Source organism: Rhizobium sophoriradicis (genome assembly GCF_025200795.1).
GTDB classification, from domain to species: domain Bacteria; phylum Pseudomonadota; class Alphaproteobacteria; order Rhizobiales; family Rhizobiaceae; genus Rhizobium; species Rhizobium sophoriradicis.
Window position 1 is genome coordinate 1 of the sequence record NZ_CP104157.1, and the last position, 16195, is coordinate 16195.

Here is a 16195-nt window from a genome sequence, read left to right on the forward strand (position 1 = left end):
ATGATGCAGAGCAGCGCAAAACCACTATCGGTGCGTGACACGAGTGTCCGATCGCTTACGCGACTCGTGGAAGCCGATGCGGAACTTCTCAGTGCGCAGTTGCAGACATTGCGGGCACGCGCATTCCCACCCTCCGCACAGAAAGTGCTGCGCAAATTTATGGCTGGCGAGGCCGCCAAACTGATTGGCATCAGCGATGCCTATTTGCGGCACCTTTCGCTAGAAGGCGTCATTCCTGAAGCAGAGAAAAACGGTGCTGGCCGGCGTCTCTATTCGCTCGAGCAAATTCACGAGATCCGCCGACATCTGGCGACATCCAAAAAGGGCTATTCCCCGGAACGCAAGGAAGGCGAAGCTCTGCAGGTTATTGCCGTAACCAACTTCAAGGGCGGTTCGGGCAAAACCACGACTGCGGCTCATTTAGCGCAGTATTTTGCGCTGCGGGGATATCGGACCCTTGCCGTCGATCTTGATCCACAGGCTTCGCTGTCTGCGTTGTTCGGCATCCAGCCTGAGTTTGACCTCGGCCCCAACGAAACGCTCTACGGAGCAATCCGTTACGACGATCAACAGGTGCCACTCAGTCAGATCATTCAGAAGACCTATTTCGCCGGTCTCGATATCGTCCCGGGCAACCTCGAACTCCAGGAGTTCGAGCACGATACCCCTCGTGTTCTTGCCGAACGTGGGCGCGCACAGGACCGCATGTTCTTTGCCCGCGTCGGCGGCGCGCTCCAGTCGGTGGAGGAAAACTATGATGTTGTCATCTTGGATTGCCCGCCGTCCCTCGGGTATCTCACTCTCTCGGCCGTTTGCGCAGCGCGTAGCGTGCTTGTGACGATCCACCCCCAGATGCTCGACGTCGCCTCGATGTCGCAGTTCCTCCATATGACGGCCGGCCTGTTCGACGTCGTGGAAAGGGCAGGGGGCAATGCGGACTATGATTTCTTCCGGTATGTGGTCACGCGCTATGAGCCAAGCGACGGTCCCCAGGGGCAGATTGTTGGGCTGTTGAAAAGCCTGTTCGGCGAGAGAGTTCTGACAAACACGCTCCTGAAGTCGGCTGCGATCTCGGACGCAGGCCTGACGAAACAGACGCTTTACGAGGTCGGCAGGGAGAATTTCCACCGCTCAACCTATGACCGAGCAATGGAGGCACTCGACAATGTCAACGGTGAAATCGAAGACCTGGTCAAAGGCGCGTGGGGGAGACCCGTATGAACAAGCGACGTGACGCGATGCGTGACATGCTGGCGCCGATCACCGGTGGACCAGATGAAGTGCCTCGGCAGTTAAAGCCGGTAGTGCAGTCTGGCGCTCTGCGATCGATGAACGCTGCGTTCGAAAGCCTTACCCAGGACGCTGAGGCAGCGGAAGAGTTGCGTGCGCAGATCGCCGCCGGCGCGTCGATAGTCGAAATTGACCCGAGCGATATTGACGCCTCGTTCATCAAAGACCGCCTCGATGCCTTTGATACGGAGGATTTCGAGATCTTGCAGGAAAGCCTTGCATCGCATGGACAGATCTTGCCTGTGCTTGTCCGGCGCCATCCGCAGAAGCCCAGCACGTACCAGCTCGCTTTCGGCCACCGGCGCGTTGAGGCGCTGCGCAGACTGGGCATGAAGGTAAAGGCCGTCGTCAGGGACATGGGCGACGATGATCTGATCATCGCTCAAGGCAAAGAGAACCTCGAGCGAAAGAACCTCTCGTTCATCGAGCGAGCTTTGTTTGCTAAACGCCTTGAGGAACGCGGCATGAAGCGAGAGGTGATCCTCGCGGCGCTTTCGGTTCACAAAGGCAATTTGTCGACGATGATATCGCTGACGCGGCAGGTGCCGGAGGAATTGATCGTTGCGATCGGCGCCGCCCCGAAGATCGGCCGGCCGCGTTGGGAGCAGCTCGCGAACTACCTCGCTTCGAACGAAGCGTTTGATTGGCGAACGGTCATCAAAGACAACGGTTTCCGGTCACTGGGGAGCGATGAGCGCTTCGAACATGTCGCTGCGGCCGCAGCACCGCCGCGTTCCAGCCAAGCGAATTCTGTGACCGTATCGACCAGACAAGGCGAGCGTATCGCCGAGGTCGAGACCAATGCAAGAAAAACCAAGGTGACGATCAACGAGAAGATGGCGCCGAATTTCGCAGCCTTTCTCGTCGAGCAGTTGCCGGAAATCTATGAAAACTTCCGCGCTAAGCAAAATCGAAACGCGGACTGACAACACGAACCAGGAGCAAAGCGCAGCAAAAGAAAAAGGCCCCCAAACGACCAAGCCGTGGAAGCCTCTCTCGTATTCGTGACAGATCGAGAATCGCATTTCCCCGAATCACAGTCAAGAGTCTTTGGCATCGTTTTGGTGAGCGGATTTCTTTTGCCTGATGAAAGGTGAAAGAAAATGGAGAGTGGACATGTGACGACGCCCTTTGGGCGGCGCTCGATGTCGCTTGGCATGCTCGCAAGCCAGATGACGGCGCGCGAGATAGAACCAGGTGCGTCGATCGACAAGTGGAAACTATATCGCTCGCTGTGCGAGGCGAGGCCGTTGCTCGGTATCACCGACCGGGCGCTTTCTGTTTTGAATGCGCTTCTCAGTTTTTATCCGCACAACGAACTGGCGGAAGATAACGGTCTGATCGTGTTCCCTTCCAATGCACAGCTGTCGCTGAGGGCACATGGCATGGCGGAGCAAACCATCCGTCGGCATCTCGCCGCGCTGATCGAAACCGGCCTTCTCGTGCGCAAGGATAGCGCCAATGGCAAGCGGTATGCACATAAGGGTCGCGGTGGAGAGATTTCCGAGGCTTTCGGATTTTCTCTCGCGCCCTTGCTGGCTCGCGCTGCGGAAATCGAGGGCCTGGCGGCCGAGGTGGTCACCGATCGACTGCGCCTTCAGCGCTTGCGCGAACGCCTGACCGTCTGCCGGCGCGATATCACCAAATTAATCGAGGCGGCCATCGAGGAGGGCGTGGATGGTGATTGGCAGGCTATGATCGCGATGTTGAAGTCCATTTTAGCGCGGTTGACCCGTCAGCCGAGCACCTCCCAGGTCGAGGACGTGCTCGATGAGCTCGACCTTCTCCGCCAGGAAATCCTCAACACATTGGAACCGCAAATAAAAACCACAAAACAAAGCGCCAATGCCCATCAAAATGAGCGGCATATACAGAATTCAAATCCCGACTCTATCTCTGAACTTGAACCCGGCTTCGAAGCGAAGCTGGGCGCAGAGGGAGCGGAAGACCACGATCGTCGTGCCGAGACGGCAGGAGCGGGGCGATCGGATCAGGCACAGCTTCGCGCTGCGGCCGTGACCGTGCCGTCCCTCGCGGCCGACATGAAAGCTCGGGCCGGTTTGAAGTCTTTCCCGCTCGGGCTCGTACTTCAGGCCTGCCCGCAAATCATCGACTATGGCCCGGCGGGAGCTATTTCAAGCTGGCGGGATCTGATGAAAGCGGCGGTGGTCGTGCGAACGATGCTCGGCGTCAGCCCATCCGCATTTGAAGAGGCCTGCTCGATACTGGGGCCGGAGAACGCGGCAACTGTCGTCGCCTGCATCCTGGAAAAAGGTGGTCATGTGAGCTCGGCCGGAGGATATCTTCGCGACCTCACCCGCCGCGCAGAGAGGGACGAATTTGCCATTGGCCCGATGTTGATGGCGCTCGTGCGGTTGAACGGTCCGATGGCTCGCCGGACGGGATGAAACGCCCGTTGGCTTCGAAGGCGAGCCGATAGGTCCCCCGAGCGCAATGCCATGATCGCTGCAAGGCGGGGCCAAACGTCACGATCTTCAAGCATGGGTTTGATGCCGCCCAAGCTCGATGTTGACTCTTGCACTCGCCTGGCCGAAAAACGCCTGCAACGATACGAGGATCAATGATGATCGAAGACGACGTCCCGACACAATCGGATATCACCGAGACCAAAGCTGAGGTCGAGAAGACCAAGGTGACCCGGTCGAGCCCCAAGAAGGCCGCGACCGGCTTGCCAGCAGGGTCCAAGAGAGCGACAAGCCGAAGGTACGCGGCTTGAGCAACTCGGACAAGCTTGAGAAGATCAGGCAGATCGAGGCCGCTGTTGCTGGTGGGGCAACCCTGAAAGATGCCGTGGGTGCGGTCTCGATATCCGACCAGACCTACTACACATGGAAGAAAGCCGTCGCTGCACCAACGTCTGGGACGTCGTCCAGCCCAGTTGCCGTTGACGACGAGCTTGCCGAATTCATTCAGCTCGAGGAAGAAAATCGGCGGCTGCGCAAGCTCCTTGGCGAAAAACTCCGCGCCGAAAACGCAGAACTGCGCAAGCGGCTCGGGATCAACTAAGCAATATCCTTTGAGACGCTGGGCAGCAGGATTTACTGCGCTGCCGCTGTCGACGAAATTGATGAGATATGAAAACACCACAACGCCCCTTCGTCGTCGAATACAAGGCGAACAGGCGGCAAACCCTCACGCGACCTTCTTCCATTTGGGGCAGCCTTGATCTGCGAGCCGTGGCCCGACAGGTCGAGGCCGACGGGATTTTGCCTGATACCGGACATTTAGTTGCGAGGCAGACAGTCGACGACCCAAAACCGGCTGAAACATCCGTCCCGTCGCTGGATCTCCTTGCCGCACCCGAACATAATCCCCAGAAACCTCCTGCTGGCATCCTGCCCGACGGAATTGGCGTGGCGAAACAGGAGCTTTCGTCAGGGGCTGCAACCGAGAAGCCTGTCGCGCCGGCTCCTCGGCATCGGCGCACTCCTGCTGCCTCGAAGCGGACCGCCGTTGCCTCTGTGCAGACTGAGCCTGCCTCGATCCCGGCGATGACACCTGTCGACGACCACCAGGCAAAGCTGCAACCAGACAGCCAGATGGATGACCTTAGTGCGCTCGACGCAGAAAACCGCCGCCTCAAGCGTCTTCTGCTTGCCAAGCTCCGTGACGAAAACCGGGCACTTCAGGCCATGTTGCGCCGGTTCGATACCGAATGATGCAGGCGCGGATGAAGGCAATTTCCTCGCCGTTCGAGTAGGTTCGTCGGAACGCCTCAGGCAGGCTCCTCAATGTCTCCTGTCATGAGACATCACATTCATCCGTGCATCGACCGTTCTTGCGGGCCCGCCACCGATCTGGTTAGAAGGTCCATACGGTCGTCGCCTTTGCCTTGAAGACGGAGGCGGATGGTCGCGTCGCCCGGGGTTTCTTCCGACCATGTTTGATCTTTTGCTGCTTTTCGTGGCCGGCTTCCTCGCCGGCAGTATGAACGCGCTGGCAGGTGGCGTTCCGTCCGTGATCGCGAACGCAACCAGTACCTTCGCTCTCTTTCCAGGAGGCGTGGCAAGCTCCTGGGTCTATCGCGACGGGGTCAGAGACGTCTGCGGTGTCGGGGTCAAGCCGATTGCAATTGCCACCGTGACAGGCGGTGTCACCGGTAGCGTCCTTTTGCTTTTGACGCCCACGACGACATTCGACGTCATGTTGCCCTGGCTCTTGCTCATCGCCACTTCCATGCTCATTCTCGGACCCAAGCTCGGCATTCGGCTGCAACGGGTTAAACGCTCGCAGACCGCGGTTGTCTTGCCGGTCCAGTTGCTGCTTGGCACCTATGGCGGTTATTTCGGCGGAGCGGTGGGACTGATGATGCTCGCCGCGTGGAGCCTGCTTGGCGGCGGTGATATCAAAAGTCTCAATCCGACCCGCATGGTCATGGTGACGGCGGCAAATGCGGTCGCCGTGATCGTCTTTGTGCTCGCCGGGGCGATCGCCTGGCAGCAATGCCTGCCGATGATCGCGGGTGCCTTGGCAGGTGGCTGGAGCGGAGCCCATCTCGGGCGCAGGCTGTCGGCGCCTACTGTCCGGGCTATCACCGTACTGGTTGCCGTCCTGACCACCGTCATTTTCTTCGCGAGAGCCTACCTCTAGTCGGCCGAAGCCTGTCTCAGACGCGACTAAAATAATTGTGGGACCGCGTTTTCGATGCGTCGCAATCCGAAGCATCCGTGGTCGGCCGGAATACGATCCTTCTCCAAGCAGGCAATTCAATGATCTCGCGGCAGAGACAGCGCATGCGTCGTTCACACGAGGCGCCAATTTCCAGAGAGTCCACCGCGGATCTCGGCAATCAGTCGCGTGCGTCACCTGTCGGCGCGGGCTCTCGGCACAGCGCAAGCCTGGCCGTGCCACTCTTGCCCCTGACGGGCTTTGATCCCTGACGCGGTGGCGCTTGCGCCTCTGCCGCCGCAAGGGAAGCTTCGCCGCGGACATAACCATTCCGATCCTGTTTGTAACCGCGCCCTTGCAGCGCCAGGCCTTCGCGCCGGGCAGAGCTGTGGCCCTCTCGTATCGAAAGGCCAGAAACAGGGAGAAGACAATGGACAGGCAGAAGATCGAAGAACTGCGCGAGCGAGTGTCTTGCGGGGCCGTATTGGTGGATGCGGGGTTCGCCCTCGACGCCCGCGAGAGCTCCCGCCGCGCCGTCAAATTCCGCCGGGGCGGCGAGATCGTCATCGTAACCCATGGCGGGGCCGGCTGGTTTGATCCTCTTTCGGATGAAAAGGGAGACGTGTTTTCGCTTGCGGTCTTCCTGGAGAAGATTCCGTTCAAAGCGTCGATCGCGCGTGTCCGCCGGCTCGCAGGGGTGAACCTCATGCCGGCCCCAAGATGGCTCGGCGCACCGCCGGCCCTGCTATCTGTCGAGGATACGTGGGAACGGCGGCCAAGGCTCTTCCGGCTGTCACCGGCCTGGCGTTATCTGCACGATACGCGCGCGCTGCCATGGCAGGTGCTGCGGCGCGTTGCCGAAATGGGCATCGTCCGGCAGGGCCCGCAGGGCAGTGCCTGGTTTGCCCACCACGACGAAGCCGGCACGATATCCGGTTGGGAGGAACGCGGGCCGCAATGGCGCGGCTTTTCCACCGGTGGATCAAAGACCCTGTTTCGCCTCGGCGGAAAGGCTATGACCCGCGTCTGCATCACCGAGGCGGCCATCGATGCGCTCAGTCTCGCCGCCCTTGAGGATATCAGGCCCGACACGCTCTATGCCAGCACCGGGGGAGGGTGGTCGCCATCGACCGTCCGAGCCATCGAAACGATTGCGCCAAAGGCGATGCTGGTTGCCGCCACCGACGCCGACCCGCAAGGAGAGGTCTATGCCGATCGCTTGAGGCAGATCGCTGATCGCGTCGGCGGCGACTTCATCCGGCTGAGACCACACGCGATCGACTGGAACGAGGAGCTGAAGGAAAGGCAACATGAGGAAGACGTGCCGCATACGCGCGCTGCCGGGTCAAGGGTAAAGCTGCGCCCGCCGGACGGCGGCCCCTGACACGGCGCCCGCGAGGCGGCGAGCGGGGAGGGGTGATCAAAGGACAGAAGCGGAGGTCGATGGGCATCCCTTCAGCCACAACCCCGAAGGAGCCGCAGATGTTCGTTTCCCCCGCAATCCGCAAGGTGTTTGAAGGCGTGGCTAGCCGCCACGAGATGTATGCGCTGTTCAACCGGCATGCCCAGGCGCCGTTCGATGATAACAGGATGAATGGCACGCGCTACGTCGGCGAATGGTTTGAGATTTCCGAAGCCGACCACGACCGCATGTTCGAGATACTGCCGCCACTGTTTTATCGCGGCGACATGTTCGCCATGCGCGAATTCCTGGCTGCCAGCGTCACCAGCGTCTTTTTTGCGCTGAGGATCGATGACCGCACCCGCTGGTTTCACGGCTATTGCGACCTGTCCGATCGCCCGTCGCTCGAGCGGATGCGCGCTGAGATCATCGCGCGTGAGTCCCGGCCTGTGCGGGCGATGAGTGACCAAGAAAAACGTGACTATATCTGGAGCACGACCGGTCCCAATTTCCGAGGTTACGCCGACGCTCGCTTTCCGGCCGATCTGCGCAACCGCCAGATCGTACTCGTCTATCGTACTGATCAGGGCAAGATCTGGAAACTGCTCGACGACCTGACCGCCGAGGAGATCGCCGCCAAACTGCCCGTGCAATTCCGGCACATGTCCGAGACCGTCGCTGCCTGACGGCATCCTTCACTTCCAAACCTCCATTATCCGCGTCCTGGCAACACCCGCACCCAACGGCGAGTGTGCCTCGGCGCGCCTACTCACAGGAGTTTTTCCCATGGCGCATGACGATCCCTTCACCATCGACTTGTTCGGCAATACAGCTCTCGCATCCGGTTTTGATCTCGGTGTGCCGGGTTTCGCAGCAGAATTCGGAACCGATATAGATATTGACCCGCACCCCTCGACACCGGCGCCAGCCGCTGCGGTTCGCAAAGAACCCGGGATAAAACTGCAGGCGCGGACGAAGGTCGATTTCCGGCTACAGGGTTCTCGCGGTCTCGCCAACACATGGCGCGAGCGTGCCCGCGACAACATCGCCGCCATCCTGCTGGCCAACGAGATCGACCGTCATGGTCTGCCGGCCCGAGAAGACCAGCAGGCAAGGCTGATCCGGTTTACCAGCTTCGGCGCGTCGGATCTGGCCAACGGCATTTTCCGCCGACCGGGCGAAGATGCCTTTCGCAAAGGCTGGGAAGAACTCGGCGGCAATCTCGAAAGCGCCCTAGCACCAGGTGACTGCGCCTCGCTGGCACGCTGCACCCAATATGCCCACTTCACGCCCGAGTTTATCGTTCGTGCCATCTGGTCAGGCTTGGAGCGCATTGGCTTCAGCGGTGGACGCATCCTGGAGCCTGGGATCGGCACGGGGATGTTTCCAGCTTTGATGCCGGAGGCGCTTTCGAAGGTCAGCCACGTCACGGGCGTCGAGCTCGACCCGGTCACCGCCCGTATCGTCGGGCTGCTGCAGCCACGGGCCAGGATCATGGGAGGCGATTTCGCGCGAACCGATCTGCCTGATCATTTCGATCTGGCGATCGGCAATCCGCCGTTCTCGGATCGGACAGTGAAGAGCGATCCGGCCTTTCGCTCCCTCGGTCTCCGACTGCATGACTACTTCATCGCCAAGGCCATCGACCGGCTAAAGCCGGGCGGTCTTGCCGCCTTCGTCACTTCGTCCGGCACGATGGACAAGGCCGATGCCCGCGCCCGCGAGCACATTGCCGGCATGGCCGACCTTGTGGGAGCAACTCGGTTGCCCGAGGGCAGCTTTCGCGCCGATGCCGGCACAGATGTCGTCGTCGATATCCTGTTCTTCCGCAAGCGGCGCGGCAACGAGCGGGCTGGAGAGGACAGTTGGCTCGATCTTGCGGATGTCCAGGCCGCAGATGAGGGCGGTAGCATCCGCATCAACCGGTGGTTCGCCGAACATCCCGACATGGTTCTCGGACGCCACGCGCTCACGTCAGGTCCTTTCGGCGAGAACTACACCTGCCAGCCGACAGACGACGATCTTGAAACGATCTTGAACGCGACCATCCAACGGCTTCCTGCCGACATCTATGACGGAGAGCCCTCGACCATCGATTTCGAGCTCGAGGATGAGGTGGCGGACGCCATGGCAGAGCGGCCCGACGATCCAAAGGTGCGCGAAGGGAGTTATTTCATTGGCAAGGCGACGGCCTTGATGCAGGTGGTGGACGGGGCCGCAGTTCCGGTTATTGTCCGAACGGGCAAGAGCACCGACGGCATCTTTGCCAAGCACGCCCTGATTATCCGCAAGCTCATCCCGATTCGCGATGCTGTGCGGCTCATTCTCAAGCTTCAGGAGCGCGACCAGCCCTGGCAAAAGGCACAGGTCTCATTGCGCATCGCCTGGTCGAACTTCGTGCGCGAGTTCGGCCCGATCAACTTCACCTCCGTCTCGACATCGGAGGATCCGGAAACCGGCGAGGTCAGGGAAGTCCATCGCCGGCCGAACCTTGCCCCGTTTCTCGACGATCCCGATTGCTGGCTGGTGGCCTCGATCGAGGACTACGATCTGGAGACCAATACCGCCAAGCCCGGGCCGATCTTCAGCGAGCGGGTGATCGCGCCGCCGCCGGCACCCGTCATCACCTCCGCATCGGACGCCCTCGCGGTGGTTTTGAACGAACGGGGGCACGTCGATCCGGATCATATCGCCGAGTTGCTACATCGTGACGTGGAGGATGTGATCGAGGAGTTGGGCGAAGCGATATTTCGCGATCCAGCCGATGGTTCCTGGCACACGGCTGACGCCTATCTGTCCGGCGCTGTCCGTTCGAAGCTCGTGGCCGCACGGGCGGCCGCAGACCTCGATCCCGCATTCGCGCGCAATGTCGCAGCACTTGAGCGCGTGCAGCCTGCCGATCTCAGGCCTTCCGACATAACCGCGCGCCTCGGCGCGCCATGGATACCGGCCGGTGATGTCGTCGCCTTCGTGAAACAGACCATGGACGCCGATATCTCCATCCACCATCTGCCGGAACTGGCGACCTGGACCGTCAATTCCCGGCAGCTGGAGTGGTCGGCATCAGGCACAACGGAATGGGGCACCCGTCGCCGCCATGCCGGTCAGCTTCTCTCCGACGCCCTGAACTCCTCGGTGCCTCAGATCTTCGATACGTTCCGCGACGGCGATACCGAGCGGCGCGTGCTCAATACGGTGGAGACGGAAGCCGCCAAGGAAAAGCTCGCCAAGATCAAGACGGCCTTCCAGTCGTGGCTCTGGTCGGATCCGGATCGCACCGACCGCCTGGCGCGGGTCTATAACGACACATTTAACAATAACGCGCCGCGTGCCTTCAACGGCGATCATCTCCAGCTTCCGGGCGCCTCTGGCGCCTTTTCTTTGTATGGTCATCAGAAGCGCGGCATCTGGAGGATCATTTCGGCGGGAGCTACCTATCTCGCCCATGCCGTCGGGGCCGGAAAGACGCTGACCATGGCCGCCGCCATCATGGAACAGCGCAGGCTCGGCCTGATCAACAAGGCGATGCTCGCCGTGCCTGGCCATTGCCTTGCGCAGGCCGCCCGCGAATTCCTGGCGCTCTATCCGAATGCCCGCATCCTGGTCGCCGACGAGACCAATTTCGTCAAGGACAAGCGCCACCGCTTCCTTTCACGGGCGGCGACCGCAAACTGGGATGCCATCATCATCACCCACTCGGCGTTCCGCTTCATCGCGGTGCCGTCCTCCTTCGAGGCGCAGATGATCCAGGATGAGCTTGGGCTTTACGAGGAGCTGCTGACCAAGGTCGAGCGCGACGATCGGATATCGCGCAAGCGGATCGAGCGTATGAAGGAGGGCCACAAGGAACGGCTGGAGGCGCTCTCCACCCGCAAGGACGACCTCTTGACGATCTCCGAGCTCGGCATCGACCAGATCATCGTCGACGAGGCGCAGGAATTCCGCAAACTGTCCTTTGCCACAAACATGTCGACGTTGCGCGGCGTCGATCCGAACGGCTCGCAGCGCGCCTGGGATCTGTTCGTCAAATCCCGCTTCATCGAGACGAAAAACCCGGGCAGGGCGCTGGTGCTGGCATCGGGCACGCCGATCACCAACACGCTTGGCGAGATGTTCTCGGTGCAGCGACTGATGGATCCGGCGGCCCTTGCCGAGCGCGGACTGCACGAATTCGACGCCTGGGCCTCGACCTTCGGCGATACCTCGACGGAACTCGAGCTGCAGCCATCCGGCAAATACAAGCCGGTCACCCGCTTCAGCCAGTTCGTCAACGTGCCGGAACTCATCGCCATGTTCCGCTCGTTCGCCGACGTCGTGCTGCCGGTGGATTTGAGGACCTATGTCAAGGTGCCCGAGATAGCGGGTGGCAAGCGCCAGATCGTCACCGCCGAGCCGACGCCGGCTTTCAAGTCCTACCAGAAACAGCTCGACGCGCGGATCAAGGCGATCGAGATGCGCGACGGTCCGGCCAAGCCCGGCGACGATATTCTGCTGTCGGTTATCACCGACGGCCGCCATGCTGCGATCGATTTGCGCCTGGTCGATCAAGCCATGGGCAATGAGTCAGCCAACAAACTGAATGCGCTTGTCGCTAATACCCATCGGATCTGGCAGGAAACCGGACAGGCGGAATATCGCCGTAAGGACGGCAAGCCGTTCGACCGGCCGGGCGCGGGGCAGCTGATCTTTTCCGATCTCGGCACCATCTCGGTCGAGGCCACGCGCGGCTTCTCGGCCTATCGCTGGATCCGCGGTGAGCTCGTCCGCCTTGGTGTGCCGGCTTCCGAAATCGCCTTCATGCAGGATTACAAGAAGTCCGAGGCCAAGCAGCGGCTGTTCAACGACTTCAATGCCGGCAAGGTGCGCGTGCTGATCGGCTCGTCGGAAACCATGGGCACCGGCGTCAATGTTCAGGCGCGGCTTAAGGCCCTGCATCACCTCGATGTCCCGTGGCTCCCGTCGCAGATCGAGCAGCGTGAGGGCCGCATCATCCGCCAGGGCAATCAGCATGACGAAGTCGATGTCTTCGCTTATGCGACGCTTGGCAGTCTCGATGCCACCATGTGGCAGAACAACGAACGCAAGGCGCGCTTCATCGCGGCGGCTCTCTCCGGCGACACCAGTGTGCGGCGGCTTGAGGATATGGGCGAGGGGCAGGCAAACCAGTTCGCCATGGCCAAGGCGATCGCCTCTGGCGACGAGCGGCTGATGCAGAAGGCCGGGCTGGAGGCCGAGATCGCACGTCTCGACCGGCTGCGGGCCGCCCATATCGATGACCAGCACGCCGTCCGTCGGCAGATACGCGACGCAGAACGGGATATCGAGTTTTCCAGCCACCGGATCGAAGATGTGAGCAAGGACATCGAGCGCCTGATCCCGACCACGGGTGACGCGTTCACAATGCACGTCGGAAATGACACATTCGTTGAGCGCAAGCTCGCCGGCCGCGCGCTGATGAAGGAGATCCTGACGCTGGTTCAGCTTCAGCAGGAGGGTGAAGCCATCAATGGCACGATCGGCGGTTTCGATCTCGCATACCATGGTGAACGGTTCGGCAAGGATGGCTACCGTTATGAGACCCTGCTTCACCGCACAGGTGACGGTTACGTGATCGACCTGGCCGTCACCACGACACCGATTGGCGCGATCTCCAGGATCGAACACGCGCTGGATGGGTTCGAACACGAGCGCGAGAGCCACCATCATCGGCTGGCCGAAGCGAGACGCCGTCTCGGCTCTTACGCGCCGCGTCTGGGTGAAAGCTTCTCATTCGAAGCCGAGCTTGCCCTCAAATGTGATCTGCTTGCCGAAATCGAAAAAGAACTCGCCGCCACCGACGAGGGCAGGGAGGAAGTTCCGAGGCAAGTGGCGTAACCTAGCGACCGGCATCCATGACGCTGCGCAGGGCCGCATTGATGCGGTCCTGCCAGCCCGGGCCGTCCTCCTGGAAGAAGGCGAGAACGTCCGAGTCGATCCGGATCGAAACTGTTTCCCGGCCAGTGGGGACCACTGACCTCTCCGGCGCCGGCGGGGCGGCCTTCTTTGCCGGCCAACGATGCCGGGGCGTCGCGGCCACTCTCCGTGGTCAGCGCTTTTTGCGCCCCGCCTGTGGCTTGGCGCGGACGCGCATTGGCTTGCCCTCGGCCTGCTCGAGCTCGAACGAACCGGTCTTTCTGACGAGATCGCTTAGTTTCCGGAAACCGTAGGTGCGGGGGTCGAAGTCGGAGGCGAGGTTAGCCAACTGATTGCCGACGAGGCCGAGTGGCACCCATCCGTCCTCACTTTCCATCTGGGCGATCACCCGTTTTATGATCGCAGCCGCCGCCACCGGTTCCTGCAGCGGCACGGGCGCAGCGGCCGCTTCCGCACCGTTCGTGGCGGCAGGTGCGATCAGGTTTTCGGTATAGATGAAACGACGGCAGGCCTGGCGAAAACTCTCCGGCGTCTTCTGCTCGCCAAAGCCGAAGACATCGACACCCTGTTCGCGGATCCGCGACGCCAGCCGCGTGAAATCGCTGTCTGAAGATACAAGACAAAACCCGTCGAAACGGCCGCTGTGCAGTAGGTCCATCGCGTCAATCACCAGCGTGATATCCGACGCGTTCTTGCCCGTCGTGTAGGCGAACTGCTGCTGCGGGATGATGGCGTGACGAGAAAGCACCTCCGTCCAGGCCTTCATGCGGGCATTGGCGAAGTCGCCGTAGATGCGCCGCACGCTTGCCTCGCCGATCTTGGCGATCTCCTCGAAAAGCCCGTCGGCAATCTTTGCGGAGGCGTTGTCCGCGTCGATCAGCACCGCTAGCCGCGGCGACCGGCTCTCTGGCATGGCTGTTCCTCCCTGTGTGGTCCGCCAGCACCTTCAGGCAAGCGCTGCGGTTTCGCAAGCCGTCCCTACGGCGCCAGGACGCTTAGGGAATGGAACGGAGATGGGGGAGAACGGGTCGCAGACGACTGTCCCACCCGCCGGTTCCCTCAATCGCGACCGTCGCAACGCCGGCCCGCGCCCTCACGCAGGTCGAACGACCCGCTGGTGCGCAAGCCGGCGCCGCTCGTTCGCAATTGCGGATGCGTCATCCGCCTGCGGCCGGGGAGGGGTCTTCGGGATGAAGACGAGAAGGGACGGCAACAGGCCGTACCAGGAAACCCTAAAAGGATATTCCTATGCATCTCATATCCATCGATCCCCGCGCCCTCAAGGAAAACCCGAACAAGGCTCGTCGCTCGAAATCCTCCGCGCAGGCAGATGCCGTGCTGCTCGCCTCGATCAAGGCCGTCGGCATCGTGCAGCCGCCTGTCGTCTCTGCGGCGCCGGATGGTAGCAACGGGTTCGTGATCGACGCCGGGCACCGCCGTGTGGCCCAGGCGATCGAAGCGGATCTGCCAGAAATCCTCGTGCTCGTCGATGACGGCGGTCACGCCGACGGCGCCATCCGCTCGGTCGTCGAAAACATTGTCCGCGAACCGCTGAACCCGGTCGACCAGTGGCGCGCCATCGAGCGTTTGGTCGCACTCGGATGGACCGAGGAATCGATCGCGCTGGCTCTGGCGCTTGCCGTCCGCCAGATCCGCAAGCTGCGCCTGCTCGCCAATATCCTGCCGGCGATGCTCGATCAGATGGCGCGTGGCGACATGCCGAACGAGCAGCAATTGCGCACCATCGCGGCCGCCAGCCAGGAAGAGCAGGCGGAGGTCTGGAAGAAGTACAAGCCGAAGAAGCAGGATCCGCAGACCCCCTGGTGGGACATCGCCCGGGCGCTGACGAAAACCCGGATGCTTGCCAAGGATGCGAGCTTCGGCGACGAGCTTACCACCGCCTATGGGATCGTCTGGCAGGAGGATCTCTTCGCGCCGGCAGACCAGGACGGGCGATACACCACCGATGTCGAGGCCTTTCTCGGCGCCCAGCAGGAATGGCTTTCCAACAACCTGCCGAAACGCGGCGCGATAATTGAGGTCAACGACTGGGGTCAGCCCAAGCTTCCCGCAAAGGCGAGCCAGGTTTACGGCAAGCCGGGCAAGGGCGACAGCACCGGCTGGTACATCAACCCGCGTGACGGCTCCGTTCAGTCCGTCGCCTATCGCTTGCCTGAGACGAAGAAGAAGGCGGCCGTGGGCGAGAGCGATGCCGATACGGCGCAGGACCCGATCGAGACGCCGAAGGCCCGGCCCGACGTCAGCCAGAAGGGTCTCGATATGATCGGCGACCTGCGTACCGACGCGCTGCATGAGGCGCTCGCCCGCGCTCCGATTGAGGACGACACGCTGATGGCATTGCTAATCCTCGGCTTTGCCGGCACCAATGTCACGATCGCCAGCGGCTCTTCCGATAACCCCTATGGCCATGCGAACGGCCGCAAGCATGCGGCGCGGTTTATCGGCGAGGATGGAAAGCTCCACTTTGACCGGGACACGCTGCAGCAGGTGGCGAGGTCGCTGCTGGTCGATGTGATGTCATGCCGCCGCAACCGATCCGATAGCGGTTTGGCGGCACGCATTGCCGGTGACGCTATCGGCGCCGATGCCTTTCTGCCCAATATGGCGACCCAGGAATTCCTGTCCTGCCTGTCGCGCGGGGCACTGGAGGCGGCAGCCGAGGCGTCGGATGTGCCGGTCCGGATCAAGGTCAAGGACACCCGCGCGGCCCTGGTCGAGCATTTTGCCGATGGCAGCTTCATCCATCCAGCGTCTACGATCGCCCCTACTGCCGACGAGGTCTCCGCCTGGGCTGCCCGTTTTGCTCCGACAGGTTCGGGCGACGACAGGTCGGGGGCCGAGACCACCGGTGACGTCGAAGGCGAAGTGCCCGAGGCAGCCGTGGCCGATGTCGAAACGGTCGACGACCAGCGGAAGACGGCGAAGAGGACGAACCCGCCG

11 protein-coding genes and 1 pseudogene are annotated in these 16195 nt (G+C 61.6%); 10 read left to right on the forward strand and 2 right to left on the reverse strand.

Annotation, left to right across the window (positions count from 1 at the left end):
* The 9 genes from repA (at position 1) to N2597_RS32735 (ending at position 13195) form a co-directional block, all read left to right on the forward strand.
* Positions 1 to 1221, forward strand: coding sequence for a plasmid partitioning protein RepA (repA, locus tag N2597_RS32695; RefSeq protein WP_077991670.1), 1221 nt, complete (start codon positions 1 to 3; stop codon positions 1219 to 1221).
* Entirely contained in the window at positions 1218 to 2216 is a 999-nt protein-coding gene (repB, locus tag N2597_RS32700) for a plasmid partitioning protein RepB (RefSeq protein ID WP_341356293.1), read from the forward strand. Before repA ends, repB begins: the two co-directional genes overlap by 4 nt.
* A gap of 177 nt (positions 2217 to 2393) precedes the next feature.
* Positions 2394 to 3698, forward strand: coding sequence for a plasmid replication protein RepC (repC, locus tag N2597_RS32705; protein WP_077991667.1), 1305 nt, complete (start codon positions 2394 to 2396; stop codon positions 3696 to 3698).
* Positions 3699 to 4023: 325 nt separating this feature from the next.
* Positions 4024 to 4317, forward strand: a complete 294-nt coding sequence (locus N2597_RS32710; RefSeq protein WP_077991665.1) for a transposase — start codon at positions 4024 to 4026, stop codon at positions 4315 to 4317.
* Positions 4318 to 4802: 485 nt separating this feature from the next.
* Positions 4803 to 4970, forward strand: a complete 168-nt coding sequence (locus tag N2597_RS32715; protein ID WP_341356294.1) for a hypothetical protein — start codon at positions 4803 to 4805, stop codon at positions 4968 to 4970.
* Between the two features lie 220 nt (positions 4971 to 5190).
* Complete coding sequence (locus N2597_RS32720; RefSeq protein WP_077991661.1) at positions 5191 to 5901, forward strand: sulfite exporter TauE/SafE family protein; 711 nt, start codon at positions 5191 to 5193, stop codon at positions 5899 to 5901.
* A gap of 448 nt (positions 5902 to 6349) precedes the next feature.
* Positions 6350 to 7303: a DUF3991 and TOPRIM domain-containing protein gene (locus N2597_RS32725; protein WP_077991660.1), complete on the forward strand. Its 954-nt coding sequence runs from the start codon at positions 6350 to 6352 to the stop codon at positions 7301 to 7303.
* A 98-nt stretch (positions 7304 to 7401) separates the two neighbouring features.
* Positions 7402 to 8007, forward strand: coding sequence for a DUF1419 domain-containing protein (locus tag N2597_RS32730; protein ID WP_077991714.1), 606 nt, complete (start codon positions 7402 to 7404; stop codon positions 8005 to 8007).
* Positions 8008 to 8107: 100 nt separating this feature from the next.
* Entirely contained in the window at positions 8108 to 13195 is a 5088-nt protein-coding gene (locus tag N2597_RS32735) for a helicase-like domain-containing protein (RefSeq protein ID WP_341356295.1), read from the forward strand.
* 1 nt (position 13196) lies between these two features.
* Here the strand turns inward: N2597_RS32735 and N2597_RS32740 are convergent, their stop codons facing one another.
* The gene (locus N2597_RS32740) at positions 13197 to 13397 is read right to left on the reverse strand and encodes a BrnA antitoxin family protein (protein WP_077991655.1); all 201 of its coding nucleotides are present in this window, start codon (positions 13395 to 13397) and stop codon (positions 13197 to 13199) included.
* A 9-nt stretch (positions 13398 to 13406) separates the two neighbouring features.
* Complete coding sequence (locus N2597_RS32745; protein WP_077991652.1) at positions 13407 to 14147, reverse strand: NYN domain-containing protein; 741 nt, start codon at positions 14145 to 14147, stop codon at positions 13407 to 13409.
* 335 nt (positions 14148 to 14482) lie between these two features.
* Here N2597_RS32745 and N2597_RS32750 point away from each other — a divergent pair.
* Positions 14483 to 16180 (forward strand): annotated as a pseudogene (locus N2597_RS32750) (ParB N-terminal domain-containing protein); the annotation flags it as partial.
* Positions 16181 to 16195: the final 15 nt, after the last annotated feature.

Coding starts and splice junctions, on each gene's coding strand:
- repA (WP_077991670.1), top strand. CDS start 1: ATGATGCAGAGCAGCGCAAAACCACTATCGGTGCGTGACACGAGTGTC.
- repB (WP_341356293.1), top strand. CDS start 1,218: ATGAACAAGCGACGTGACGCGATGCGTGACATGCTGGCGCCGATCACC.
- repC (WP_077991667.1), top strand. CDS start 2,394: ATGGAGAGTGGACATGTGACGACGCCCTTTGGGCGGCGCTCGATGTCG.
- N2597_RS32715 (WP_341356294.1), top strand. CDS start 4,803: ATGACACCTGTCGACGACCACCAGGCAAAGCTGCAACCAGACAGCCAG.
- N2597_RS32720 (WP_077991661.1), top strand. CDS start 5,191: ATGTTTGATCTTTTGCTGCTTTTCGTGGCCGGCTTCCTCGCCGGCAGT.
- N2597_RS32725 (WP_077991660.1), top strand. CDS start 6,350: ATGGACAGGCAGAAGATCGAAGAACTGCGCGAGCGAGTGTCTTGCGGG.
- N2597_RS32730 (WP_077991714.1), top strand. CDS start 7,402: ATGTTCGTTTCCCCCGCAATCCGCAAGGTGTTTGAAGGCGTGGCTAGC.
- N2597_RS32735 (WP_341356295.1), top strand. CDS start 8,108: ATGGCGCATGACGATCCCTTCACCATCGACTTGTTCGGCAATACAGCT.
- N2597_RS32745 (WP_077991652.1), bottom strand. CDS start 14,147: ATGCCAGAGAGCCGGTCGCCGCGGCTAGCGGTGCTGATCGACGCGGAC.